The organism is Streptomyces rectiviolaceus, assembly GCF_039533825.1.
GTDB classification, from domain to species: Bacteria; Actinomycetota; Actinomycetes; order Streptomycetales; family Streptomycetaceae; genus Streptomyces; species Streptomyces rectiviolaceus.
Genome location: NZ_BAAAUG010000078.1, coordinates 35447 through 60546, shown reverse-complemented (window position 1 = coordinate 60546; position 25100 = coordinate 35447). Strand labels below are relative to the sequence as shown.

At 69.6% G+C, this 25100-nt stretch carries 26 protein-coding genes; 19 read left to right on the top strand and 7 right to left on the bottom strand.

What is annotated here, in order from left to right:
• Positions 1–22 precede the first annotated feature (22 nt).
• The 10 genes from ABD378_RS22735 to ABD378_RS22690 all read left to right on the top strand — a co-directional run bounded on the left by ABD378_RS22735 (position 23) and on the right by ABD378_RS22690 (position 11600).
• Positions 23–826: an enhanced serine sensitivity protein SseB gene (locus ABD378_RS22735; protein ID WP_344523040.1), complete on the top strand. Its 804-nt coding sequence runs from the start codon at positions 23–25 to the stop codon at positions 824–826.
• A 123-nt stretch (positions 827–949) separates the two neighbouring features.
• Entirely contained in the window at positions 950–1723 is a 774-nt protein-coding gene (locus ABD378_RS22730; RefSeq protein ID WP_344523038.1) for an enhanced serine sensitivity protein SseB C-terminal domain-containing protein, read from the top strand.
• 354 nt (positions 1724–2077) lie between these two features.
• A complete protein-coding gene (locus ABD378_RS22725) occupies positions 2078–3082 on the top strand; it encodes an ABC transporter permease (protein WP_344523036.1) in 1005 nt (334 codons plus the stop codon).
• Between the two features lie 102 nt (positions 3083–3184).
• Positions 3185–4954, top strand: a complete 1770-nt coding sequence (locus tag ABD378_RS22720) for an ABC transporter substrate-binding protein (RefSeq protein WP_344523034.1) — start codon at positions 3185–3187, stop codon at positions 4952–4954.
• Positions 4955–5073: 119 nt separating this feature from the next.
• A complete protein-coding gene (locus ABD378_RS22715; RefSeq protein ID WP_344523087.1) occupies positions 5074–6075 on the top strand; it encodes an ABC transporter permease in 1002 nt (333 codons plus the stop codon).
• Positions 6072–7172 carry an ABC transporter ATP-binding protein gene (locus ABD378_RS22710; RefSeq protein ID WP_344523032.1) on the top strand — a complete coding sequence of 367 codons (1101 nt, stop codon included), beginning with the start codon at positions 6072–6074 and terminating at the stop codon, positions 7170–7172. The genes ABD378_RS22715 and ABD378_RS22710 overlap by 4 nt, the downstream gene beginning before the upstream one ends.
• A gap of 35 nt (positions 7173–7207) precedes the next feature.
• Positions 7208–8410: an ABC transporter ATP-binding protein gene (locus ABD378_RS22705; RefSeq protein WP_344523030.1), complete on the top strand. Its 1203-nt coding sequence runs from the start codon at positions 7208–7210 to the stop codon at positions 8408–8410.
• A 108-nt stretch (positions 8411–8518) separates the two neighbouring features.
• Positions 8519–9910 carry a M1 family metallopeptidase gene (locus tag ABD378_RS22700; RefSeq protein WP_344523028.1) on the top strand — a complete coding sequence of 464 codons (1392 nt, stop codon included), beginning with the start codon at positions 8519–8521 and terminating at the stop codon, positions 9908–9910.
• 78 nt (positions 9911–9988) lie between these two features.
• A complete protein-coding gene (locus ABD378_RS22695; RefSeq protein WP_344523026.1) occupies positions 9989–10660 on the top strand; it encodes a trimeric intracellular cation channel family protein in 672 nt (223 codons plus the stop codon).
• A gap of 70 nt (positions 10661–10730) precedes the next feature.
• On the top strand, positions 10731–11600 hold the full coding sequence (locus ABD378_RS22690) for a thioesterase family protein (RefSeq protein WP_344523024.1): 870 nt from the start codon (positions 10731–10733) through the stop codon (positions 11598–11600).
• Between the two features lie 244 nt (positions 11601–11844).
• Here ABD378_RS22690 and ABD378_RS22685 read toward each other — a convergent pair whose 3' ends face one another.
• From ABD378_RS22685 to ABD378_RS22675, 3 genes are all read right to left on the bottom strand, one after another.
• The gene (locus ABD378_RS22685) at positions 11845–12903 is read right to left on the bottom strand and encodes a YeiH family protein (protein WP_344523022.1); all 1059 of its coding nucleotides are present in this window, start codon (positions 12901–12903) and stop codon (positions 11845–11847) included.
• Positions 12903–13472 (bottom strand): cysteine dioxygenase family protein, encoded by a 570-nt coding sequence (locus ABD378_RS22680; protein ID WP_344523020.1) that lies wholly within the window; start codon positions 13470–13472, stop codon positions 12903–12905. Before ABD378_RS22680 ends, ABD378_RS22685 begins: the two co-directional genes overlap by 1 nt.
• A gap of 104 nt (positions 13473–13576) precedes the next feature.
• The gene (locus ABD378_RS22675; RefSeq protein ID WP_344523018.1) at positions 13577–14482 is read right to left on the bottom strand and encodes a LysR family transcriptional regulator; all 906 of its coding nucleotides are present in this window, start codon (positions 14480–14482) and stop codon (positions 13577–13579) included.
• Between the two features lie 127 nt (positions 14483–14609).
• Between ABD378_RS22675 and ABD378_RS22670 the strand changes: the two genes are divergently transcribed.
• The gene (locus ABD378_RS22670; protein ID WP_344523016.1) at positions 14610–15599 is read left to right on the top strand and encodes a helix-turn-helix transcriptional regulator; all 990 of its coding nucleotides are present in this window, start codon (positions 14610–14612) and stop codon (positions 15597–15599) included.
• Here ABD378_RS22670 and ABD378_RS22665 read toward each other — a convergent pair.
• The gene (locus ABD378_RS22665) at positions 15559–16401 is read right to left on the bottom strand and encodes an alpha/beta fold hydrolase (protein ID WP_344523014.1); all 843 of its coding nucleotides are present in this window, start codon (positions 16399–16401) and stop codon (positions 15559–15561) included. The two genes, ABD378_RS22670 and ABD378_RS22665, sit on opposite strands and share 41 nt — an antisense overlap.
• Before the next feature lie 71 nt (positions 16402–16472).
• A complete protein-coding gene (locus ABD378_RS22660; RefSeq protein WP_344523012.1) occupies positions 16473–17096 on the bottom strand; it encodes a TetR family transcriptional regulator in 624 nt (207 codons plus the stop codon).
• Positions 17097–17213: 117 nt separating this feature from the next.
• On the opposite strand from ABD378_RS22660, the gene ABD378_RS22655 reads away from it, so the two are divergent.
• The 4 genes from ABD378_RS22655 (at position 17214) to ABD378_RS22640 (ending at position 20481) form a co-directional block, all read left to right on the top strand.
• A complete protein-coding gene (locus ABD378_RS22655; RefSeq protein ID WP_344523010.1) occupies positions 17214–17369 on the top strand; it encodes a hypothetical protein in 156 nt (51 codons plus the stop codon).
• Between the two features lie 65 nt (positions 17370–17434).
• Positions 17435–17773 (top strand): DUF4190 domain-containing protein, encoded by a 339-nt coding sequence (locus tag ABD378_RS22650; protein ID WP_344523008.1) that lies wholly within the window; start codon positions 17435–17437, stop codon positions 17771–17773.
• Positions 17774–17821: 48 nt separating this feature from the next.
• Positions 17822–18985: a cysteine desulfurase family protein gene (locus tag ABD378_RS22645; protein ID WP_344523006.1), complete on the top strand. Its 1164-nt coding sequence runs from the start codon at positions 17822–17824 to the stop codon at positions 18983–18985.
• A 206-nt stretch (positions 18986–19191) separates the two neighbouring features.
• Entirely contained in the window at positions 19192–20481 is a 1290-nt protein-coding gene (locus tag ABD378_RS22640) for a cytochrome P450 (RefSeq protein WP_344523004.1), read from the top strand.
• Between the two features lie 12 nt (positions 20482–20493).
• On the opposite strand, the gene ABD378_RS22635 is transcribed toward ABD378_RS22640, so the two are convergent.
• On the bottom strand, positions 20494–21171 hold the full coding sequence (locus ABD378_RS22635; RefSeq protein ID WP_344523002.1) for an N-acetylmuramoyl-L-alanine amidase: 678 nt from the start codon (positions 21169–21171) through the stop codon (positions 20494–20496).
• 61 nt (positions 21172–21232) lie between these two features.
• Between ABD378_RS22635 and mnmA the strand changes: the two genes are divergently transcribed.
• Complete coding sequence (gene mnmA / locus ABD378_RS22630) at positions 21233–22369, top strand: tRNA 2-thiouridine(34) synthase MnmA (protein WP_344522999.1); 1137 nt, start codon at positions 21233–21235, stop codon at positions 22367–22369.
• Positions 22370–22385: 16 nt separating this feature from the next.
• On the opposite strand, the gene ABD378_RS22625 is transcribed toward mnmA, so the two are convergent.
• A complete protein-coding gene (locus ABD378_RS22625; RefSeq protein WP_344522997.1) occupies positions 22386–22736 on the bottom strand; it encodes a DUF427 domain-containing protein in 351 nt (116 codons plus the stop codon).
• Between the two features lie 63 nt (positions 22737–22799).
• Here ABD378_RS22625 and ABD378_RS22620 point away from each other — a divergent pair, with 63 nt between their 5' ends.
• Genes ABD378_RS22620 through ABD378_RS22610 form a run of 3 tightly spaced genes read left to right on the top strand, consistent with a single transcriptional unit; the run spans position 22800 to position 25070 of the window.
• Positions 22800–23345 carry an LOG family protein gene (locus tag ABD378_RS22620; RefSeq protein WP_344522995.1) on the top strand — a complete coding sequence of 182 codons (546 nt, stop codon included), beginning with the start codon at positions 22800–22802 and terminating at the stop codon, positions 23343–23345.
• 31 nt (positions 23346–23376) lie between these two features.
• On the top strand, positions 23377–24066 hold the full coding sequence (locus ABD378_RS22615; protein ID WP_344522993.1) for an SDR family oxidoreductase: 690 nt from the start codon (positions 23377–23379) through the stop codon (positions 24064–24066).
• Positions 24063–25070 carry a methionine synthase gene (locus tag ABD378_RS22610; RefSeq protein ID WP_344522991.1) on the top strand — a complete coding sequence of 336 codons (1008 nt, stop codon included), beginning with the start codon at positions 24063–24065 and terminating at the stop codon, positions 25068–25070. The genes ABD378_RS22615 and ABD378_RS22610 overlap by 4 nt, the downstream gene beginning before the upstream one ends.
• Positions 25071–25100 lie beyond the last annotated feature (30 nt).

Here is a 25100-nt window from a genome sequence, read left to right as displayed (position 1 = left end):
AGAGCAGGGGTTGGACAGACAGATGAACATTCCGGCGCAGGCACACGCCCATCCCTATGGAGGATGGCCGGGCAACGAACTCGAAGAGGTGCTCGCGGCATCCCTGGGCACGCCCGGCGCACCTCAGGCGTCCGCGGGGGCCCGCATCGTCGAGGTGCTCGGCCGCAGCCACCTCTGGGTCCCGCTGCCGAACGGCGGGGCACCGGACAGCGGCACCCTCGACCTGCCCACGCTGGAGATCGAAGGACAGGCGTACGTCCCCGTCTTCAGCTCCGAGCAGCAGTTCCAGCAGGCCACCGGCGGCCGGATGGGCTGCACGGTGGCGCCCGCCGTGGAGTTCGCGCGCGGCCTCCCCCCGCAGATGGGCATCGCGGTCAACCCGGACGGCACGGTCGGCGTACCGCTGCCGCCCCCTGCCGTCGCCGAGCTCTGCCGGGCCGGGCGCACCCCGCTCGACGGGCCCGCGACCGGCGGACGCGTACGCCTCTTCGAACCGGACTGGCAGCAGGACCCGGTGGACTTCCTCTCCGCCGCCGCCCGCGAGTTCGAGGCCACCGGGGTCGTCCTGAGCGCCCGCCGCTGCCTGGCGAGCGTCGAGGGCGAGGACCCGTCGCTGTTCATCGGCGTCGAACTGACCTCCTGGGAGGGCAACGCGCGCGAGCTGCCGATGGAGGCCGTGGGCCGGGCTCTCGGCCAGGCACCGGTGGCCTGGCCGGTGAACCTGGTGCTGCTCGACGTGGCCCAGGACCCGGTCGGTGACTGGATGCGCGAGCGGGTGCGGCCCTTCTTCGGCCAGAGCCCGGGGCACGGGCACGGACATGTGTAAGGACATGTGCAGGTACGTGTGTGAGGGTGCCGTACGTCAAGTCGGTGTCAGGATCGCCGCTTAAGCTGGTTTCATGACCCGGGGCCACCGGGTCAGCGGGTCATCGCGAAGGGGCGGTTAAGGGTGAGTGCGTCGGGCACGGCTGCGGCCGGGCAGGTCGAGCACATGCTGCGCCAGGTGACGCCGGGGCGCTACGACGCCTACGAGGCGCTCCTGCGGGCGCTCGCCGCCGACCAGGTGTGGATGCTGCTCTGGCACGGCCAGGCCGGGTCCCCTGACGCGCAGTACGGAAACATGGAGGTCGAGGCCCTCGGGTACGCGCCGTGCGTGACCTCCGCCCAGGAGCTCTCCGCCAGTGGCTGGAACCGCTCCTATGAAGTGGTCAGCGGAGTCGACATCGCCCGCACCCTCTACCCCGACCACTACGGCCTCTGGCTCAATCCGCACGCACCCGGCGGCGGCGTCGGCATCCCCTGGCTCGACCTGCGGCGCATCGCGTCGGGCCTCGACCTGCTGCCCGCGGGACCGCTCAGGCTCACCGAGCCGGCCATCGAGATCCCGCAGTTCTACGCCCTGCTCACGCAGAACGCCCACCGCACCCCCGCGGTCCGCTCGCTGCGCCGCGCCTGGGTGCAGCCCGCGCTCGGCGCCCCGTACCTGGCCATCGGCCTCGATGTGTACGACACGTCGCCGTCGTCCGTGGACGGGGTGCGCACGATGATGCAGCAGTCGATCGCCGCCGTCCCCGACGGCCTGCCCGTGTCGACCGTCGCCATGTCGGACGTGTACGACCCGGTGGCCATGTGGCTGCGCGCCAACGCCCGGCCCTTCTACGACCGCGAGGCCCAGCCGGCCCCGGCGCCCGCGGGCGGATACGGCTACCCCGCGCAGTACTGAACGAGTGCTGCGCCCCTTACCGAAAGGGCCCTGAACCGGCCACCGCGGCTCGTATACCTGCCCTGACCGTCACGATGTCCGTTCTGATGGTGGAGGGGCCCTATGGGCTCCCGTGGCACGTTGCGACCCAACTGCCCCGTGTTCGCCCCTCGTTCACCTGCGTCCGGATAACGGAACACCTCGATCAGCATCACGGTTGCGCATCCATTCCCCGTCAAGGCTGGTAACAGATCGCGACCCCGATGAAGACTCCCGCACCAGGGGCGCTTCGCCCCTGTGTACGACGGACTGATCACGTCGCTACAGCGGCAAGTGCGGGCCGGTCACCACCGGTTGAGAGGGGTCCCTGCCACGATGACGGCACCATTGCATGACACACCTGCGGACGCGGACCCGACAGCGGACGTCGCTCCCGCAGCTGATGCAGGGGTGAAGAAGGTCGAGGGGCGGTCCCTCAAGCAGATCGCCTGGAGCCGCCTGAAGCGGGACAAGGTCGCCCTGGCCGGCGGCATCACCGTGCTCGTCCTGGTCCTTGTCGCCGTCTTCGCGCCCCTGATCGTCTCCCTGCTGGGCCACCCGCCCAACGAGTTCCATCAGGACGAGCTGGAAGACCTGACGAACCTGCCCAAGGGCGCGTTCGGCGGCATGAGTCCGGACTTCCTCTTCGGGGTCGAGCCGAACAAGGGCCGCGACGTCTTCAGCCGGATCGTCTACGGCGCCCGCATCTCGCTCCTGGTGGCGTTCCTCGCCGCCGTGGTGGCCGTGGTGCTCGGCACCTTCTTCGGCATCATCGCCGGCTACTTCGGCGGTTGGATCGACGCGCTGATCAGCCGGGTCATGGACGTGCTGCTCGCCTTCCCGCAGCTGCTCTTCGTGATCTCCCTGGTCTCGGTCCTCCCCGACGACCTGCTCGGGCTCACCGGCAGCGGCGTCCGCATCGCGGTACTGATCCTGGTGATCGGCTTCTTCGGCTGGCCCTACGTCGGGCGCATCGTCCGCGGCCAGACCCTCTCGCTGCGCGAACGCGAGTACGTGGAAGCGGCCCGCAGCCTCGGCGGCGGTCAACGGCACATCCTCTTCCGTGAGTTGCTGCCGAACCTGGTCGCGCCGATCACCGTGTACGCGACGCTCATGATCCCCACCAACATCCTCACCGAAGCGGCGCTCAGCTTCCTCGGCGCAGGTGTACGCCCGCCGACGGCCTCCTGGGGCGGCATGCTCCGGGACGCCCTGGCGACGTACGAGCACGACCCGATGTTCATGGTCTTCCCCGGCCTGGCGATCTTCGTGACCGTGCTTGCCTTCAACCTCTTCGGTGACGGGCTGCGCGACGCCCTGGACCCCAAGGGAACTCGGTAAACAGCTCCAACTGGCTTGCCCCTGCCGCATCGTCAGGTGGCTCTTCCCATGGTTCTTAAGGCAGTCAAAGCCAAGGACCGCGAATCTCGGAGGATGCGAGAAATGCCCACAGGTTCCTCTAAACGACGGTTGACCGCAGGCGCGGCCCTCGTCGTGGCGGCGCTGGTGACCACCACGGCGTGCGGCGGCGGCAGCGACGAAGAAGACGGCAAGGGCGCCGGCTACAACGCGGCCATCGGCAAGGTCGCGAACGAGTCGGCGAAGAAGGGCGGAACGCTCAAGTTCATCGCCAAGCAGGACCTGGACTCGGCCGACCCGCAGCGCGCGTACTACGGCATGACGTGGGACTTCATGCGGTACTACACCCGCACGCTGATCACGTACGACACCAAGCCGGGTGCCGCGTCCAACAAGCTCGTCCCCGACCTCGCCGAGTCCACGGCGAAGATCAGCGACGACGGCAAGACCTACACGTACAAGCTGCGTGACGGCCTCACCTGGGAGGACGGCTCGAAGCTGACCTCCAAGGACATCAAGTACGGCATCGAGCGCATCTGGGCGACCAAGGTCATCACCGGTGGTCCCGGCTACCTGAAGTCGACGCTCGACCCCAAGGGCGAGTACAAGGGCCCCTACGACGACAAGTCGAAGGACAAGCTGGGTCTGAAGGCGATCGAGACGCCGGACGACAACACCATCATCTTCAAGCTGCCCAAGAAGAACGGCGACTTCGAGCAGATGCTCGCGATGCCGTCGGGCACCCCGGTGAAGCAGTCCGAGGACACCGGCGCCAAGTACACCCAGCGCCCGTTCTCCTCCGGCCCGTACAAGTTCCAGAACTACAGCGCGGGCAAGAGCATCACGCTCGTCCGCAACAAGAACTGGAAGAAGTCGTCCGACCCGGTCCGTCCCGCGCTGCCGGACAAGATCCAGGTCACCATCTCGGCGAACCTCGAAGAGAACGACAAGCGCCTGATGGAAGGCGACTACGACATCGACATGAATGGCACCGGCATGACCCAGTCGGGTCGTACCACCGCCATTCAGGACCACAAGGGCAACGTCGACAACATGCAGACGGACTTCGTCCGTTACGTCGCCCTGGTGACCAAGACGAAGCCGTTCGACAACGAGGCCTGCCGCAAGGCCGTCTTCTACGCCACGGACTTCGCGAGCCTGCAGAAGACCCGTGGTGGCCCGCTCGCCGCCGGTGAGATCGCCACCAACGTCTTCCCGAAGTCGATCAAGGGTCACGACGACTACGACCCGTACGGCATCAAGGAGCGCAAGGGCAAGCCGGACGTCGCCAAGGCGAAGGCCCAGCTCAAGGAGTGCGGCAAGCCCGGCGGCTTCTCGACCAAGATCTCGGCCCGCACCAACCAGCCGGGTGAGGTGGACGCCGCCACGGCGCTCCAGGAGCAGCTGAAGAAGGTCAACATCAACGCCGATGTCGACCAGATCGACGGCGCCGACTCCTCCAGCATCACCGGCTCTCCCTCGGTCGTGAAGAAGCGCGGCATCGGCATGACGATGGCGGGCTGGGGTCCTGACTTCCCGACCGGCCAGGGCTACGCCCAGCCGCTGTTCGACAGCCGTTTCATCAACGAGAACGGCAACTACAACGAGTCGCAGATCGACGAGCCGAAGGTCGACAAGTACTTCGACGACGCGATCGGCACGGTCGACCCCAACAAGGCCGGTGAGATCTACACCGATCTGGCCCACGAGATCGTCGACAAGGCCTACTGGATGCCCTTCATCTACGAGAAGAACATCAGCTGGCGTTCCTCGCGGGCGACCAACGTCTACTCGTCCGCCGCTTACAGCGGTCGTTACGACTACATCTCGCTCGGTGTGAGCGACAAGAAGTAGTCCCCGCCGCCAAGGCAGTCCCACCGCCGAATCCCGCCAGTCCGAAGGGCAGGTGATGGCCCCGGGCGGTGGCCGGAGCTCCTCACAAGGGGGCTCCGGCCACCGCCGGGCCGCGCACAGTGCTTGCTTATCTCATCCGGCGCCTGATCGCCGTTGTCGTCATGGTGCTGGTCGTACTGCTCGCGACCTTCACCGTCTTCTTCATGCTGCCCAAGTGGGCGGGACAGGACATCGCCGTCCTCTTCGCCGGCAAGTCGTCCGGAGCCGAGCAGCTCGCGGGCATCCGGATCAAACTGGGCCTGGACGACCCTCTGCTCGTCCAGTTCTGGGACTTCGTCAAGGGCATTCCGATGGGGCGTGACTACTCCAACGGGGCCGACGTCACTCACTGCCCGGCCCCTTGCTTCGGCTACTCCTTCCGTACCGAGGCGCCCGTCTGGGAGACCCTCAAGGACGCCCTGCCCGTCACCGCCGCGCTCGCCGCCGGCGCGTGCGTGCTGTGGCTGGTCGCCGGTGTCGCCACCGGCGTGCTCTCCGCGCTCAAGCGCGGCACCATCTGGGACCGCTCCGCGATGATCACCGCCCTCGGCGGCGTTTCGCTCCCGGTCTTCTTCACCGGCATGATCGCGATGGGGCTCTTCGTCCACACGCTCGGCTGGGTGAAGATCGAGGACACCCTCACCACGGACGATCCGATCAACATCTGGTTCGAGACGCTGATCCTGCCGTGGATCGTGCTCGCGTTCCTCAACGCCGCCATGTACGCGCGTCTCACCCGCGCCACCATGCTGGAAGTGCTCGGTGAGGACTACATCCGCACCGCGCGCGCCAAGGGGCTCGGCGAGTCGGCGGTCATCAGACGGCACGCGCTGCGCTCCGCCATGACGCCGATCCTCACGGTCTTCGGCCTCGATCTCGGTGTGCTCATGGGCGGCGCCGTCCTCACCGAGTCCACGTTCAACCTGCCGGGGCTCGGCCTGGAAGCGGTCAAGGCCATCAGCAACAAGGACCTACCGGTGATCCTCGGCGTCACCTTGTGCGCTTCGCTCGCGATCGCGCTCGCCAACCTCGTCGTCGACCTTCTGTACGCCGTCATCGACCCGCGAGTGAGGCTGGGATGACCGAACTGCACAAGACCGGAGCGGCCGTCGGAGAACCCGTCGCCACCGCTTCGGACGCTCCCACCGCCTTTCTCGAGGTGCGCGACCTCAAGGTGCACTTCCCGACCGACGACGGCCTGGTCAAGTCCGTCGACGGGCTCAGCTTCCAGCTGGAGAAGGGCAAGACCCTCGGCATCGTCGGCGAGTCAGGATCCGGCAAGTCGGTCACCTCGCTGGGCATCCTCGGCCTGCACACCGCCGGGCAGTACGGCAGCCGCAGGGCGAAGCTGTCCGGCGAGATCTGGCTGAACGGCACGGAGCTGCTCAGTGCGGACCCGAACCAGGTGCGCAAGCTGCGTGGCCGCGACATGGCGATGATCTTCCAGGATCCGCTGTCCGCGCTGCACCCGTACTACTCCATCGGCAAGCAGATCATGGAGGCGTACCGGGTCCACAACGACGTGGACAAGAAGGTCGCCCGCAAGCGCGCCATCGAGATGCTCGACCGGGTGGGCATCCCCCAGCCGGACAAGCGGGTCGACAGCTACCCGCACGAGTTCTCGGGCGGCATGCGCCAGCGCGCGATGATCGCGATGGCCCTGGTGAACAACCCCGAACTGCTCATCGCCGACGAGCCGACGACCGCCCTTGACGTCACCGTCCAGGCGCAGATCCTCGACCTCATCCGGGATCTGCAGAAGGAGTTCGGCTCCGCGGTCATCATGATCACGCACGACCTGGGCGTGGTCGCCGAGATGGCGGACGAGCTGCTCGTGATGTACGGCGGGCGCTGCGTCGAGCGCGGCACCGCCGAGAAGGTCTTCTACGAGCCCCAGCACCCTTACACCTGGGGCCTGTTGGGGTCGATGCCGCGCATCGACCGCGAGGAGACCGACCGGCTCATCCCGGTCAAGGGCTCACCGCCCAGCCTGATCAACCTGCCGAGCGGCTGCGCCTTCAACCCGCGCTGCCCCTACGCGGACATCCCCAAGGATCAGATCACCCGCCGCGAGCGCCCCGACCTGCGCGAGGTCGCCTCGGGTCACTTCTCCGCCTGCCACATGTCGCAGGACGAGCGGACCCGGATCTGGACCGAAGAGATTGCGCCGAAGCTGTGAAAGACGATGCGAAAGATCAGGCGAAGGGCCAGGAGATGACGATCCCGGCGCAGAAGGAGAGCTCACCCGAGCCGCTGCTCAAGGTCGAAGGCCTGGTGAAGCACTTCCCCATCAAGAAGGGGATGCTGCAGCGCCAGGTGGCGGCCGTGCAGGCGGTCGACGGTCTCAGCTTCGACGTACGGCCCGGTGAGACGCTCGGCGTCGTGGGCGAGTCGGGCTGCGGCAAGTCGACGATGGGCCGTCTGATCACCCGCCTGCTCGAACCGACCGCGGGCCGCGTGGAGTTCGAGGGCGTGGACATCACGCACCTGAGCGTCGGCAAGATGCGGCCGCTGCGCCGCGACGTGCAGATGATCTTCCAGGACCCGTACTCCTCGCTGAACCCGCGGCACACCATCGGCACGATCGTCGGTGCGCCGTTCAAGCTGCAGGGCGTCAAGCCCGAGGGCGGCCTGAAGAAGCACGTGCAGGAGATGCTGGAGCGGGTGGGGCTCAGCCCCGAGCACTACAACCGCTACCCGCACGAGTTCTCCGGCGGTCAGCGTCAGCGCATCGGCATCGCGCGTGCGCTCGCCCTGCGGCCGAAGCTGGTCGTGGCCGACGAGCCCGTCTCCGCCCTGGACGTCTCCATCCAGGCACAGGTGGTCAACCTCCTGGACGACCTCCAGGACGAGCTCGGTCTCACGTACGTGATCATCGCGCACGACCTCTCGGTCATCCGGCACGTCTCGGACCGCATCGCGGTGATGTACCTCGGCAAGATCGTGGAGCTGGCGGACCGCAAGGACCTCTACTCCACGCCGATGCACCCGTACACCAAGGCGCTGCTCTCCGCCGTGCCCGTGCCCGACCCCAAGCGGCGCGGCGTCAAGAGCGAGCGCATCCTGCTGCGCGGTGACGTCCCCTCGCCGATCGACCCGCCCACCGGCTGCCGTTTCCACACGCGCTGCTGGAAGGCGACGGAGATCTGCGCGAAGACCGAGCCGCCGCTGATCGCCCTCGCGTCCGGCCACCAGGTGGCGTGCCACCACCCGGAGAACGCCGAGGACCAGCAGCCGGGCGACACCAAGCTGCTGCAGGTCGCCAAGGAGGCGATCGACGTGGTGTCGGTGGTGAGCAAGGCGGAGGAGACGCCCGAGGAGGCCGCGTCCCCGAAGAAGTCCGTCGCGAAGGCCGTCTCGAAGGACACGGACGCTCCGGAAGCGGAAGCCAAGGGTCAGGCGTCAACCGACCAGTAGCACCTGATGACTTGGTAAAAATCAGGCACCAAGTCATGTACACGCCCATACGGGAGAGTGCAGAGTCTGCGTGTCCGTTTCATCGGAACATGCGCGAAGGGATGACTCATGGCACTCTCCCGTTCGGCACGTCTGGGGGCACTGGCCACCGCCACCGCCTCCTTCTGTCTGATCGCCGCCGCACCCGCGCCCCACCCCGGCTCCGACGGCGTCGGCGACCCGTACTTCCCGAAGCTCGGCAACGGCGGATTCGACGTACGCCATTACGGCCTCGAGGTGGCGTACAACCCCGACACCGACCGCCTCGACGGCAAGACGACGATCACCGCGCGCGCCACCCAGAACCTCTCCTCCTTCGACCTCGACCTCCAGAAGCTGGAGGTGACGAGAATCGAGGTGAACGGCAGACGGGCGAAGTTCACCCGCGACGGCGACGAGATCCGGGTCAGCCCGCGCGACCACCTTCGGGGGCACAAGACGTTCACCGTGACCGTCACCTACGGCGGCGTGCCCGAGCCGCTGAGCGGCCCCATCGTCTTCGGCTCCGACTACGGCTGGATGAAGACCACCGACGGAGTCTTCGTCGCCTGTGAGCCCAACGCCGCGTCGACCTGGTTCCCCTCCAGCGACCACCCCTCCGACAAGGCCGCCTTCGACATCCGCATCAAGGCCCCCAAGGGCCTGACCGGGGTCTCCAACGGCCGTCTGGTCGACACGTACGACAAGGGCGGACAGACCGTCGCCCACTGGCGCGAGTCCAAGCCCATGGCGACCTACCTCGCGACCGCCACGATCGGGAAGTTCGACGTGAAGTCCGGCAGGACCCCGGGGGGCACCCCGATCTACGTCGCCATCGACCCCGTCCTGGAGAACAGCAACAACGTCGACGTGTACGGCGTCACGGCCGAGGTCACCGACTACTGGTCGAAGGTCTTCGGGCCCTACCCCTTCGAGGAGACCGGCGCGATCGTCGACGACATGCCGCAGGCGGGCTTCTCCCTGGAGACCCAGACCAAGCCGGTCTACTCCGCGATCCGCAGCGAGTCGACCATCGCCCACGAGCTCGCCCACCAGTGGTTCGGCGACTCCGTGACGCCCGAGAAGTGGAACGACATCTGGCTCAACGAGGGCTTCGCGACCTACTCCCAGTGGCTGTGGAGCGAGCACAAGGGCACCCAGTCCGCCCGTGACGCGTTCCTCGCGGGCTACAACTCACGCCCCGCCGACGCGCCCTTCTGGCAGACGGTCGTCGGCGATCCGCAGCGCGACACCATGTTCGCCTCCGCCGTCTACCAGCGGGGCGCGATGACGCTCCAGGTCCTGCGCGAGCGCATCGGTGACAAGGCGTTCTTCAAGCTGCTCCCGGCCTGGGCGACGCAGCACCGTTACGGCAACGCCGACACCGCCGACTTTGTCCGGCTCGCCGAGAAGATCTCGGGCAAGCAGCTCGACAGTCTCTTCAGGACATGGCTGTTCACGAAGGGCAAGCCCGCCCTGTAGTCGCGGCGCGGTACCGGCGCGGTTCCGGCACGGTACGGCCCTGATGAGGCCGCGGCGGCGGGCAGGTAAGAATGTCGCGTGATCCAGGATCTGTTCAGTCCCTCCGTCCAGCACGCGCTCGACATCGTCGGGATCTTCGTCTTCGCGATCTCCGGCGCCCTGCTCGCCGTACGCAAGAACTTCGACGTCTTCGGCATCGTCGTACTCGCCGAGGTCACCGCGCTGGGCGGGGGGATCTTCCGTGACGTGGTCATCGGGGCGGTGCCGCCCGCCGCCTTCGTCGACCTCGGTTACTTCATCACGCCGCTGTTCGCGGCCGCCCTGGTGTTCTTCCTGCACCCGGAGGTGGAGCGCACCCAGCTCGCCGTGAACGTCTTCGACGCTGCGGGCCTCGGCCTCTTCTGCGTCACGGGCACGACCAAGGCGTACGAATACGGCCTCGGCCTCACCGCGTCGGCGGCCCTGGGGCTCGCCACCGCGGTGGGCGGCGGCGTGCTGCGCGACATCATCGCCAACGAGGTGCCGTCGCTGGTCCGCTGGGACCGCGACCTGTACGCCGTGCCCGCGATCGTCGGCTCCGCGATGGTCGCGCTCTGCATCAACTACGACATGGTGAACGCCTTCACCAGCAGCCTCGCCGTGGTCACGACCTTCGTCCTGCGGCTGCTCGCGCTGCGCTACCACTGGCGCGCGCCGAGGGCCTGGCACCGGAGGTCGACGGCGGTGGAGGTGGAGGAGGTCGCGTCGTAGGCGGCAGCGGGCAGCCGCCAGCCGGCAGAAAAAGCTACCGCTCAGTAATTACATGTTGTACGTTGCTGGTATGGCAGAGGCAGCATCCATACCGGCAGCGGTGCCCGCGAGCATCGGCGACAGCGAGTTCGACCGCGACACCGCGGTCACCCGGCGGGAGCCCGGTGTCTACGACATCGAGCTCTCCGCAGGGTGGACGATCATCAACGCCGTCAACGGCGGCTATCTCCTCGCGGTCATCGGCCGCGCGCTGGCCGACGCCCTGCCGCACGCCGATCCCTTCACCGTCTCCGCGCACTACCTCACGGCGTCCCACCCCGGGCCCGCCGTGATCCGCACCGACACGGCGCGGACCGGGCGGACCCTGTCGACCGGGCAGGCCTCGCTCTTCCAGTACGACGATGAGGGGCGCGAGGTCGAGCGGATCCGAGTGCTCGCCTCGTACGGAGATCTCGCGGGGCTTCCCGACGACGTGCGTACGACGGCGAAGCCGCCGGGGCTGCCGCCACTGGAGCAGTGCTTCGGTCCGCAGGACGCGCCGGACCACCGCCCTGTGCCCGGCAGTTCGGCGATCAGTGACCGGCTCTTCCTGAAGCTGGACCCGTCCACCCTGGGGTGGGCCCTCGGCCAGCCGTCCGGCAAGGGGGAGATGCGGGCCTGGTTCGGCCTCGCGGACGGCCGTGACGCCGACCCGCTTTCGCTGCTGCTCGCGGTGGACGCGTTGCCGCCGACCGCCTTTGAGCTGGGCCTCTCCGGCTGGGTGCCGACGGTGGAGCTGACGGTGCATGTGCGGGCGAGGCCCGCGCCTGGCCCTCTCCGCGTCTCGATCACCACGCGGAACCTCGCGGGAGGTTTCCTGGAGGAGGACGCGGAGGTCTGGGACAGCGAGGACCGCCTGGTGGCCCAGTCGCGGCAACTGGCTCGCGTGCGGCTGGGCTGAGCGGGGCGTCGCCGCGGCCGGGGTTTCCTGGGGCTCCGCCCCAGACCCCGCTCCTCAAACGCCGGAGGGGCTGGATTTCCCGCCCACCCACCCGATTGCCCCGCAGTCGCCCGCCCACCCCGGCGAAGCTTTCAGCCCGTCCGGCGATTGAGGACGAACTCGGCGGAGCCGGTGATTGACGCTGCCCAAGGCCCCCGCGCCGAGCGGGTTTTCGGGAAGGGGTGGGGTTGGGGAAAGAACTGGTTTACCCCACCAGCAGCACACCCCCATACGAAACCCCTGCCACCACCACCCACGCACACACCCCAACCACCGCCACCCTCCCACCCGTTCGGGTCAGCGAGGGGAGATCCACCGCGGCGCCGAGCCCGAACAAGGCCGCCGCCAGCAGTAGCTCCTGCACGTGCCCCGCCACGCCAAGCGCAGCCCCAGGCACCCACCCGGTACTCCGTACCGCGACCATCACCAAGAACCCCGCCACAAACAGCGGCAGCACCGGCGGCCGCCGCTTCCCCGCCCCGCGCGCCCCGCCCGCCCCGCGCGCAGCGGACCTGCGGGCCCGCAAGGACAGCCCCACCGCCGCCACCAGCGGCGCAAGCACCGCCACCCGCATCAGCTTCACCAGGACCGCGTCCCCAAGCGCCCCCGCCCCAGCGGTCTGCGCGGTGGCCACCACCTGCCCCACGTCGTGCACACTCGCACCGGCCCACCGCCCGAACTCCGCGTCATCGAGCCCCAACGGCCCCTGGAGCAGCGGCAGTACGGCGATGGCGAGCGTCCCGCAGAGCGTCACGAGCGCCACCGAGACCGCCGCGTCCCGCTCCTCGCTCTCGGTCACCTCGCTGACCGCGCCGATCGCGGACGCCCCGCAGATCGAGTAGCCGGTGGCGATCAGGAGCGGCTGGTCGCCGGGCAGTCCCATCCTGCGGCCCAGCCACCACGTCCCGAAGAACGTCGCCGCGACCACCCCGAGCACCATCGCCACCGTCGCCAAGCCCAGGCCCAGGACGTCGTCCAGGCTCAGCTTCAGGCCGAGCAGGACGATGCCGAGCCGCATCAGGCGCTTCCCGGCGAGGGAGAGCCCCGCCTTGCCCCGGCCTCGTACGACAGCGCGCACGCCCGGCACGTGCGCCGCCGTGAGGCCGAACACCACCGCCGCCGTCAGCATCGGAACGGCAGGGATCAGCGCGTGCGTCGCCCAGGCCGCCGCGACACCGAGGCCCGCGAGGGCGAGCCCCGGCAGCGGGCGAGGGCGGGGAGGCGTTCCGGCCGCGACGCGTGGCCGCTGTCCGAGCAGCGCCATCAGTCGTCGGCCGGCAGCTCGTACACCCGGCGCACGCTGGTGCCGAGACGGGAGATGTCCGCGCCGTACACGTGGAGCGAGATCGCCCGCTCCGTACCGCCGTTCCTGACCCGGTGGATGTCACCGGGCGGCGCGAAACCGCACACCGTGCCCTGCCCGTTGACCAGGTCCTCGGTGGCGACGAGCCGCGCCGGGGCGCCGGACGCCGCGGGGATCAGCCGGTAGCGCCGCTCGTGCTCCGCGCCCTCGTGGACGCCGGTGACGCACCAGGAGACGTGGTCGTGGACCGGCGTGTGCTGGCCGGGCAGCCAGACGAGGCCGACCACCGAGAAGCTGCCGTCGTGCTCGGCGTGCAGCAGATGCTGCCGGTAGCGCTCGGGATCGCCCTCGCACTGCTCGGCGGTGAGCAGATCGGCCGCGCCCAGATGCGGCGCGAGCCGCTCGCCGACCAGGTACGCCGTCAGATCGGGCGGAAGGCCCCGGCCGACCGCCTCGCGGACGCCGGCGACGAGGGTGTTCAGGCGCCCCGTGATGCGGGCTGCGCGGTACGCGGTGGTGGAGGCACTCATAAGGGCAGCGTCCTGCTGCCCTTCCATCACGTCCAACGACAGTTTCTATGCCCGGCCCCAACTCCCGCTTATGGATGGAGGGTCCGGGGCGCGCGCCGAACGCCTCAGCAGCCCACCCGGCCCGCCGCGACCGCCTTGAGCTCGTCGAGCACCAGCGCCGTCGCGGGAATCCGCAGGTGCTCCCGGAGCGCGTACGCCGAGACCTGCCGCCGCGAGGCCGGATCGAGGGCCCGTCCTGTCACCTCCCGATGGCGCAGGAAGTTGAGGACGAGCCCCGGCATCATCGCGATGCCGAGCCCCTCGGCGACCAGGCTCTGGATGACGAGGTTGTCGTCCGTGGTGAAGGCGATGTCCGGCGCGAAACCCTGCTCGGCGCATTCGTGCAGGAAGTTGGCGCGGCAGCGCAGGCAACCTGCGATCCAGCGCTCGCCCGCGAGGTCGACCAGCTTGACGGAACGGCGCCGGGCCAGCGGGTGGCGGGACGGCATGAGGACCGTCAACTGGTCCTCCATCAGCGGGATCTCCACCACTTCGTCCGGCACGTCCTCGTGCAGGCCGGGGTAGTGGAACGCGAGCGTGATGTCGCAGTCGCCGTCCACAAGCCGCTGGAGCGACTCGGGCGGTTCGTTCTCCTGGAGTTCGACGCGCACGCCGGGATGGCTCGCCGCGAGCCGGGACAGCGCCTCGGGGATGAGGGTGGCGTTGGCGCTGGGGAAGGCGCAGATGCGGACGCGTCCGGTGCGCAGGCCCGTGATGGCGTTCATCTGCTGCTGGGCCGCGTTGATGTTCCCGAGGATGATCCCCGCGTGCCGGGACAGCGCCTCGCCCGCCTCGGTCAGCCGCATCCTGCGGCCGACGCGGGTGAACAGGACCGTGCCGACGGACCGTTCGAGCGCCTTCATCTGCTGGGTGATCGCAGGTTGCGTATAGCCGAGCGAGCGGGCGGCGGCGGAGTAGGAGCCGGTGCGGACCACTTCATGGAATGACCTGATGTGCCGGGAATCGAACACGCCTGAATCATAAGCAGGATTTGGGATGGGCCGACAGGTCCCCTTTCCCGGCGTGACCTTTCAGGCTTCCCGGAATGACGGAGGACGCTGACGCTCGATGTCAGCCTCCTCCGTCATCCTTGGTCGCGTGAAATCCGACCGGCTGCTCTCGATCCTGCTGCTCCTCCAGACCCGCGGGCAGGTCCCCGCCCATGAACTGGCCGACCGCCTCGAAGTCTCCGTACGCACCATCTACCGCGACATCGAGGCGCTCTCCGCATCCGGCGTCCCGGTCTACGCCGAGCGCGGGCGGCACGGGGGCATCGCGCTCCTGCCCGGCTTCCGTACGGACGTCACGGGACTCACGGCGGACGAGTCGCGGGCCCTGTTCATCCTCGCCGCGCAGGGCGCGCACGCCGCGCTCGGGCTCGACGAGGCGATCGGCTCCGCGTTGCGCAAGGTGATGGCGGCTCTGCCCGAACCGCACAGGCCCGCCGCCGAGTTGACGAGCCGGCGCATCCTCGTCGACTCGGCGCGCTGGATGCCGGGGCCCCGCGGATCGGATCCGGTCACCGTCGATCTCGACGTACTGCAGGACGCCGTCTTCTCCGACCGGCGGCTGCGCCTGCGCTACCGGCACAGCGGCGACGCGGAGCCGAGCACGTACACGGTGGATCCCTACGGCCTCGTCTCCAAGGCGGGCGTCTGGTACCTGGTCGCCGACCGGCGCGGCGCCCCGCGGCTCTTCCGGGCCGACCGTGTGCAGGTGGCCACCCTCACGGACCTGCCCGTGCAGCGTCGGCCCGGGGTCGAACTCGCCGACGTCTGGGGCGTGCTGAAGCGTCAGGTCGAGGACCGTCCGGTCGGCGTCGACGTGACGGCACGGGTCTCGCGCGACCGGTTCGCCCAGTTCCTGCGCCTCAAGGGCCACTTCCTCAGGGCACGTCCCGAGGACGACGGGGAGAGTGAGTGGATCACTGTCCGTCTCGGGTTCGGCGTCGTCGGTGACGCCCGCACACTGCTTCCGTTCGCCGCGAGTGTGGAGGTGCTCTCGCCGCCCGAGGTGCGCGCCGAACTGGCGGACGCCGCCGCCGCGGTCACCGGCCTGTACGCAGGAAGCGGCTCAGCTCGCCGGTGAGTTCGGCGGGCGTATCCTCCTGTACGAGGTGTCCCGCTCCCTCGATCAGGCGCAGCCCGGCGCCGGGGATCAGCTTGGCGAGCTCGTGGGCGCGCTCCACCGGGATCCAGGTGTCGTCCGTGCCCCAGCAGATGAGGACGGGCAGCGCCAACTCCCCGTACCGGCCCTGGATTTCATCGGTGAACCGCTGGTCGTTCTGCTCGATCTGCCGGTAGAACGCCGGCCTGCCCTCCTCGGTGCACCAGGGCTCGACCAGGCGGTCGAGCACCGCCGGGTGCAGACCGCGGTGGCTCGCCGAGCCGACGTACTCGCGCACCAGCGCCTCGTGCAGGGCGGGCGGCAGCTGGGTGAAGACGTCGGCGTTCGCGCCGAGCAGGCGGTAGGTGGGGGAGCCCCAGGGCGCGAGGGCCACCGGGTCGACGACGGCGAGACGCTCGAAGCGGGCGCCGTGCAGGAGATGGGCGCGCAGCGCGACGCAGCCGCCGAAGTCATGGGCCACGACGGCGGGTTCGTCAAGGCCCCAGTGCGTGAGCAGCTCGGTGAGGACGCGGGCCTGCGCCGCCAGGGTCACGTCCTGCCCGGAGCGCATCTCCGATGTTCCGTAGCCGGGCAAGTCCCATACGTACACGCGGTGTTCGCGGGAGAGCGCGCGGGCCACGCCGCGCCAGACGTACGAGGAGAAGGGGGTGCCGTGGACCAGGACGACGGGCGGAGCGTCCTCGGGGCCGAGTGCGGCCCAGCGGACGGCGCCGGTCGGTCCTGCGAAGGTCTGGTCGAGCGTCCATTCGCGGTCGGTTGTCATGAGCGTAAGGCTAGTAGCTCCTTACGGGAGAGTCGAGACTCCGGGCCGGTGGGTCCTTGCCGCTTCGCCGGTCAGCGCTCGTCCAGCCAGTGGCGCCGCCCGAGCGACACCAGGCGCAACTGCCGGCGCGCGCCGGCGGCCACCCGCTCCTCGGCGTCGGGTGCCGCCTCCAGGAGTGCGGACGCGGTCATCACCATGTGGTCGACGTACATCCTGGCCAGCATCAGGAGATCGTCCTCGTCCCAGCCCGCGGACTCGGACTCCTGGGCGAACTGGTCCGCCACCTCCTGTGCGAACAGGGCGAGTTGATCGCCTATCGCGGACCGCACGGCCTGTACTCCGCCGTGCTGCTCGCGGGCGATGAAGCGGACGTGGGCGGGGTGCGTGCGCACATAGGCGACGATCAACTCGACCGTGGCCGCGATGCGTTCCTCGCCGTCGCCGGTCGCCGCGAGGAGTGCGACGAGCGTGGTGTGCAGGCTGCTCAGCGCCTCCTCGACCAAGGCGACGCCGAGGTCCGCCATGTCGCGGAAGTGGCGGTAGAAGGCGGTGGGGGCCACGCCCACGGCGCGGGTGACCTCACGCAGACCCAGGCTGCTCAGGCTCTGCTCCTCGAGCAGCTGGAGCGCCGCGTCGAGGAGTGCCTGCCGGGTTTTCTGCTTCTGGGCCTGCCGGATGCCGAGGGTGTGACTCATGCCATGCAGTTAACAACTGTTCTCCGAGATTTGAAAGCCGGAGACGCGGTACTCTCTATGTCAGTGAACAGTTGTTACCACAAGCGTTCACTGAAATTTCTCAACGAGAGGCATCCCATGTTGTTCCTCGTCGCCGCTCTCCTGCTGCTCGGTGTAGCCATGGGCTCCGTGGCGCACGCGCCGCTCCCCGTCTCCCTGGTCGCCGCCGCCGTCATCGGCGTCTGGCTCCTGGTGTTCGCGGTCCGTGAACGGCACTCGCGCCGCCGGTCCTGAGCGCGCCACCGCTGTTGCGCAACTGATCCGTACGGCCCCTGAAAGCCCCTGAAAGGAGTCGCGCCATGGGACTCAGCACCCTCGCTCCCAAGTCCAGGACCACTTCCTCTTCCACTTCCTCTTCCGTCTCCTCTTCGGCGCCCTCGCCCGCCCCCGTCCCCACCGGCCGGCGTGACACCGACGGCATGGCCGTCGCCTCGTTCGTCCTCGGCCTGCTCGGACTGCTCGTCCTGAACCTCTTCCTCGGCCCGATCGCGATCGTCCTCGCGAGCATCGCGCTCTTGCGCGGGACCGGCCGAAAGGGCCGCGCGATCCTCGGACTCGGGCTCGGTGTGGCCGATCTCGTCGTCCTCGCCGTACTGATGTCCATGGACAACACCGTGTCGTGGGGTCTCGCGGGCTGACACCGCTTGGACGCGGGGCCCTGCGGGGCTCGTAGAATCGTGTCCACCATGGCCTACCTCGACCACGCAGCGACCACTCCGATGCTCCCGGAGGCGATCGCGGCGATGACCGCCCAGCTCGCCGTCACCGGCAATGCCTCCTCCTTGCACGCCGCGGGGCGCCGGGCGCGACGCACTGTCGAGGAGGCCCGCGAGACGCTCGCCGCGTCGCTCGGCGCGCGCCCCAGCGAGACCGTCTTCACCGCGGGCGGCACGGAGGCCGACAACCTCGCCGTGAAGGGCCTGTACTGGGCGCGGCGCGACGCCGACCCCGCGAGAACCCGGGTCCTCGCCAGCCCCGTCGAGCACCATGCCGTCCTCGACGCCGTGCACTGGCTCGGCGAGCACGAGGGCGCCACCGTCGAGTACCTCCCCGTCGACTCCTACGGCCGCGTGCACCCCGAAGCGCTGCGCGAGGCGATCGAGCGCGACCCCGACGACGTCGCCCTCGCCACCGTCATGTGGGCCAACAACGAGATCGGCACCATCCTGCCGATCCGCGAACTGGCCGACGTGGCAGGGGAGTTCGGCATCCCGCTGCACGCCGACGCGGTGCAGGCCTTCGGCCAGGTGCCCGTCGACTTCGGCGCCTCCGGGCTCGCGGCGATGACCGTATCCGGTCACAAGATCGGCGGTCCGTACGGCATCGGGGCGCTGCTCCTCGGCCGCGAGTACAGCCCCGTGCCCGTGCTGCACGGTGGCGGGCAGGAGCGTCATGTGCGCTCCGGGACGCTCGACGTGCCCGCGATCGCCGCGTTCGCCGTGGCGGGGCGGCATGCCGCCGGGCAGCGCGAGTGGTTCGCCCGGGAGATCGGCGCGCTGCGGGACGATCTGGTCTCCGCCGTGCGTGAGGCGGTCCCCGGCGCGATCTTGGGGGGAGACCCGGTCGACCGGCTGCCCGCGAACGCGCACTTCACCTTCCCCGGCTGCGAGGGGGACTCCCTTCTGCTGCTCCTCGACGCCCAGGGCATCGAGTGCTCCACAGGGTCGGCGTGCACGGCGGGCGTGGCCCAGCCGAGCCACGTCCTGCTCGCCACCGGAACCGACCCCGACCTGGCCCGCGGCACCCTGCGCTTCTCCCTCGGGCACACCTCGACCAAGGCGGACGTGGCAGCGGTGGCCCAGGCGATCGGCCCGGCGGTGGAACGGGCGCGGACGGCCGGGCTGAGCTGAGTCCGGCACCGATTTGGTCCCGGTTTGCGGCGGTAGGTGACGAGGGTGACGCACGACTCGGTTGATCTCACCCGGAGTTGATGCCGGTTTCAGCCGCTATCGGGCGGACAGGCAAAGGAGCGGGCTACGAGGCCCACAGTCCGCCGATCTATGCTTGCCGCTCGCGAGTCCGCTCCGCGCGTTCGGGGCTGTACGACAACCCCCTCATGGAGTTCACATTGAAGGCGAACCTCCGCTCTCGCATCGCCGCGCGGCTCGGGCGCATATACCTCTCCAGGATCCAGAAGAACGGGATCAGTGCCTCCGCGATCTCGCGGCTTCCCGAGCCCCTGCTGGCACCGATGCGCCGCGACGGGCTCGACCCGGTGGCCCGGCTCACCGAGCGGCAGGCGGAGCAGCCGATCTCCAAGGTGCCGCTGCCGTTCGGCATGGACGCCTGGGTGGTCACCGGCTACGACGAGGTGAAGGCCGTCCTCGGCGCGACCGACGGCTTCAGCAACGACTTCACGAACCTCGCGGGCAACGCCGGCGTGGTCGAGGAGCAGAACCCCGGCGGCCTCGGCTTCAGCGACCCCCCGGTCCACACGCATCTGCGCCGCATCCTCACGCCCGAGTTCACGATGCGCAGGCTGCGCCGCCTCACGCCCCGGATCGAGGCCATCGTCGAGGAGCGGCTCGACGCGATGGAGGCCGCGGAAGGGCCCGTCGACCTCGTCCAGGCCTTCGCGCTGCCGATCCCCTCGCTGACGATCTGCGAGCTGCTCGGCGTGCCGTACGAGGACCGCCACGACTTCCAGCAGCTGGCCATGGAGCGCTTCGACCTCTTCGGCGGGGCGACCGCTCCCTTCGGCGCCATATCCGCCTCCCTCTCCTACTTCCGGGACGTCGTCAAGAAGCAGCGCGAGAACCCGGGCGACGGACTGCTCGGCATGATCGTGAAGGAGCACGGTGACACGGTCGACGACGAGGAGCTCGCCGGTCTCGCCGACGGCATCCTCACCGGCGGCTTCGAGACGACCGCGAGCATGGTGGCCCTCGGCTCCCTGCTCCTCCTGCAGAACCCCGAGACCGCCGCACGCCTCCGCGATGACGACTCGGCGGCCGCGCCCTTCGTCGAGGAGGCGCTGCGCTACCTCACCGTCGTGCAGGTCGCCTTCCCGCGCTTCGCCCGCGAGGACATCGAGATAGCGGGGGTGCGCATCCCCAAGGGCGACCTGGTCCTCTGCTCCCTCAGCGGCGGCAACCGCGACGCCAAGTACACCCCCGACGGCGGCGGCTTCGACCCGCACCGCAAGGCATCGGGCCACCTCGCCTTCGGCTACGGCATCCACCGCTGCATCGGCGCCGAACTGGCCCGCATGGAGCTGCGCGCCGCCTACCCCGCCCTGGTGAAGCGCTTCCCCGAGATGCGGCTCGCGGTCGCCCCCGAGGAACTCGCGTTCCGCAAGCTGTCGATCGTGTACGGGGTGGAGTCGCTGCCGGTGCACCTTCGCTAGCGGCTGTGGGGGTCACCCGAGGGCGGCGTGGGCCTTCTTCACCAGCCGTATGTACCGGTCCCAGTCCCAGTGCGGCCCGGGATCCGTGTGGTCCGTGCCCGGCACCTCCACGTGCCCGATGATGTGCTCCCGGTCCACCGGGATGTCGTACCGCTCACAGATGCCCGCCGTGAGCCGCGCCGACGACGCGTACATCGCATCGGTGAAAGAGGACTTCTTGTCGACGAAGCCCTCGTGCTCGATGCCGATGCTCCGTTCGTTGTAGCCCTTGTTCCCCGCGTGGAACGCCACGTCCAGCTCGCGGATCATCTGGGCGACGTGCCCGTCCTTGCGCACCACGTAGTGGGCCGCCGCGCCGTGCGCCGGGTCCTTGAACACCCTCAGCGCCGTCGCGTACCCGCCCTGCACGACGTGGATGACGATCATGTCGATCTCGTAGTCGTCGGGGCGGTCGGCGCGGCGCCAGTTGTAGTCGGACGCGGCGATCCACTGCGCGCCCCGGGCGTCGACCTCGCCCTCCTTGCGCTTCTTGACGACGCCGGGCAGCCGCCACCACAGGCGGCCCAGCTCGTCCGATGCCAGCACGGCCGTGCCGACCGCCGCCGCGGCGCCGCCGATCAGGAGTGTCCGCCGGTTGACGCCCCGGCGCCCCCGCTGCTGCTCCGCCGTCGTGTCCTGTTCTTCCCCCATGTGATCGTCAACGCTTACTCACGGGCGGCTGGTTCCCGCGGGCCCGTACCCTGTTAGAGCTATGACTGAGAACAGGACCCCGCAGAGCCCCCGCCCCCTTCGCGTACTCGCCGCCATGTCGGGCGGCGTGGACTCCGCCGTCGCCGCCGCGCGTGCCGCCGAAGCCGGCCACGACGTGACCGGAGTGCACCTGGCACTCTCGGCGAACCCGCAATCGTTCCGCACGGGCGCGAGGGGCTGTTGCACCATCGAGGACTCCCGCGACGCCCGCCGCGCCGCGGACGTCATCGGCATCCCGTTCTACGTCTGGGACCTGGCCGAGCGGTTCCGCGAGGACGTGGTCGAGGACTTCATCGCCGAGTACGAGGCGGGGCGCACCCCCAACCCCTGCCTCCGCTGCAACGAGAAGATCAAGTTCGCGGCGCTCCTGGACAAGGCCCTCGCGCTCGGCTTCGACGCCGTCGTCACCGGCCACTACGCCACGGTTGTCGTGAACGACGACGGCACGCGTGAGCTGCACCGCGCATCGGACATGGCCAAGGACCAGAGTTACGTCCTCGGGGTCCTGGACGACCGCCAGCTCGCCCACGCGATGTTCCCCCTCGGTGACACGCTCACCACTAAGGAGGAGATCCGCGCGGAGGCCGAGGAGCGCGGCCTGGCCGTCGCCAAGAAGCCCGACAGCCACGACATCTGCTTCATCGCCGACGGCGACACCCAGGGCTTCCTCGCCGACCGTCTCGGCAAGGCGGAGGGCGACATCGTCGACGCCGAGGGCAACAAGCTGGGCACCCACGAAGGTGCTTTCGGCTACACCATCGGCCAGCGCAAGGGCCTGCGGATCGGTACCCCGGCCCCCGACGGCAAGCCGCGCTACGTCCTGGACATCTCCCCGGTGAACAACACCGTGACGGTCGGCCCGGTGGCCGACCTGGACGTCACGGGCCTGACGGCCATCAAGCCCCGCTGGTGCGGCGCGGCCCCCGCCGGGCCCGGCACGTACACCGCGCAGCTGCGGGCGCACGGCGGCGAGACGCCGGTGCGCGCGGAGCTGATCGACGGCTCGGAGCTGCGGGTCTCCTTCGACGAGCCCGTACGCGGCGTGGCCCCCGGCCAGGCGATCGTGCTCTACGACGGCACGCGCGTGGTCGGCTCGGCGACGATCGCCACGACGGAGCGGGCCACGGCCGCGGCCTAGCCCCTCCGCGTTCGCCTCACGCTGCTTCTACTTCGTAGAAGCAGAAGTGGTCCTTGATCTGCGCCACCGCGTCCTTCGGCTCCGGATAGCCCCAGACAGCGTCCTTGCCGTCCTTGCCGTCCGTGCCGTTCTCGGCGCCCGGCAGCGACCAGTAGGACGCCGTTCCCTTGAACGGGCAGTACGTGGTCGTGTCCGATGGCGTCAGGAGATCGGTGCGTACGTCCTCCGGGGGGAGGTAGTAGCGCACGGGGTAGCCCGTCTCGCGCAGCAGCAGCGGGCGTCGGCTCTCGGCCACGACCTGGCCGTCCCGCACCACCCGTACGTGGTCGGTGCCCTGCTCGATGGTGATCTTGTGCCCTGCTGTCACCGTGGTCTCCTTCTGTGAGCGGCCGCGTCCCACCCAGTCTGTGCCGGATCGTACGGTGAAGCCATGAATATCTGTGTCTTCCTCTCCGCGGCCGACCTCCCCGACCGCTACACCCGCCCCGCGCGCGAATTCGCCGAGCTGCTCGGCAAGGGCGGCCACACCCTGGTGTGGGGTGGTTCGGAGAGCGGTCTGATGAAGGTCGTCGCCGATGGGGTGGCCGAGGCGGGCGGGCGCCTCGTCGGGGTCTCGGTGGACTTCCTCGCCGCCAAGGCCCGTGCCGTCTCCGCGCCCGACGAGATGGTGATCGCGCGCGACCTCGCCGAGCGAAAAGCGCTGCTCCTGGAGAAGGCCGACGCAGTCGTCATCATGGTCGGCGGCACGGGCACGCTGGACGAGGCCACCGAGATCCTCGAACTGAAGAAGCACGGCAAGCACACCAAGCCGGTGGTCCTGCTCAACTCGGCGGGCTTCTACGACGGCTTGAAGGAGCAGTTCAAGCGCATGGAGGACGAGGGCTTCCTGCCGGTGCCGCTGACCGGTCTCGTCTTCTTCGCCGAGGAGCCGGTCGGCGCCCTCGCCTACCTGGAGGAATGCATGGGCACGCGCTGATCCGCGCATGCCGGGGTGCGACGATGGACGCATGGCAACACATGTGATCACCGGGGCGGGCTCAGGCATCGGCGCTGCCGTCGCCCGCCGTCTCCACGCACGCGGCGACGCCCTCGTCCTGCACGCACGCGACGCGGGCCGCGCCAAGGAACTCGCGGCGCAATTCCCCGGGGCGGACACGCTCGTGGGCGACCTCTCCGACCCGGACAAGCTCTCCTGGGCGTTCGGCCACCAGTCGCTGCCCGACCGGGTGGACTCGCTGCTCCACATCGCCGGCGTCGTCGACCTGGGCCGGGTCGGCGACCTCACCCCCAAGTCCTGGCGCCACCAGCTCAACGTCAATCTCATCGCGCCGGCCGAGCTGACCCGCCACTTCCTGCCCCAACTCCGCGTCGCCCAGGGCCACGTGGTCTTCGTCAACTCGGGCGCGGGCCTGAGCGCCCACGCGGACTGGTCCGCCTACGCCGCCTCCAAGCACGGCCTCAAGGCCCTGGCCGACGCCCTGCGCGCCGAGGAGCACGCGAACGGCGTCCGCGTCACCTCCGTCTACCCGGGCCGCACGGCGAGCGCCATGCAGGCCAAGGTCCACCAGCAGGAGGGCAAGGAGTACGACCCCTCACGCTTCATCGACCCGGAGTCGGTCGCCACGGCGATCCTGATGGCCGTCGACCTGCCGCGCGACGCGGAGGTCAACGACCTGACGGTGCGGCCGGGACAGTGAACGCGGTCAATTGGGGCCCGGCCACCGGCATCGGGTCCATGCCCGGCGGCGACGCCCGTGAGGCCGCGAGGACCGTCACCGGCAGCCTCGAGGAGTTCCCGTACCTGGCCGAGCTGCCCGCGCGGGGGCCCGGCGCCGACATGATCGGGCGGACCGCCGGGATGCTGGTCGAGCTCTACGCGCGCGTGGAGCCAAGCGGCTGGCGGATCGGCGACCGGCCCGGACGGGACACGCGCCGCGCGAAGGCATGGCTCGGCGAAGACCTCGACGCCCTGGAGGAGTTCACCCAGGGGTACGAAGGGCCTGTCAAGGTGCAGGCCGTCGGGCCGTGGACACTCGCCGCCGCCCTGGAGCTGAAGAACGGCGAGGCCGTGCTCTCCGACCCGGGTGCCTGCCGTGACCTGGCCGGATCGCTCGCCGAAGGTCTGCGCGACCATCTCGCGGACGTACGCCGCAGGATCCCCGGCGCCCAGATCGTGCTGCAGCTCGACGAGCCCTCGCTCATGTCCGTACTGCGCGGACACATCAAGACGGCCAGCGAGTACCGCACCCACCGCGCCGTCGACCGGCAGCTCGTGGAGAGCACCCTGCGCGAGGTCATCGGCGTCCACGGCGGCGACCGCGGCGGGTCGGCCGTCGTGCACTCCTGCGCGCCGGACGTGCCGTTCGCCCTGCTGCGCCGTGCGGGCGCCGACGCGGTCTCGTTCGACTTCTCGCTGCTCACCGAGCGTGACGACGAGGCGATCGGTGAGGCCGTGGAGGCGGGTACGAAGCTCTTCGTCGGTGTCGTGCCCGGCGTGGACAGCCCATTGTCAGACCCTGCCGGTAGCGTCATGGGTGTCAGGACGTTGTGGCGCAGGCTGGGGCTGAATCCGGGTTCTCTCGCGGAGTCGGTCGTGGTCACTCCGTCGTGCGGGCTCGCGGGGGCATCTCCCGCGTACTCGCGCGCGGTGCTCGCCCACTGCGCCAGGGCGGCGAGATCACTCGCAGACAACCCTGAGTAATTGGGTATGACGTAACGGGAGGACGAAACG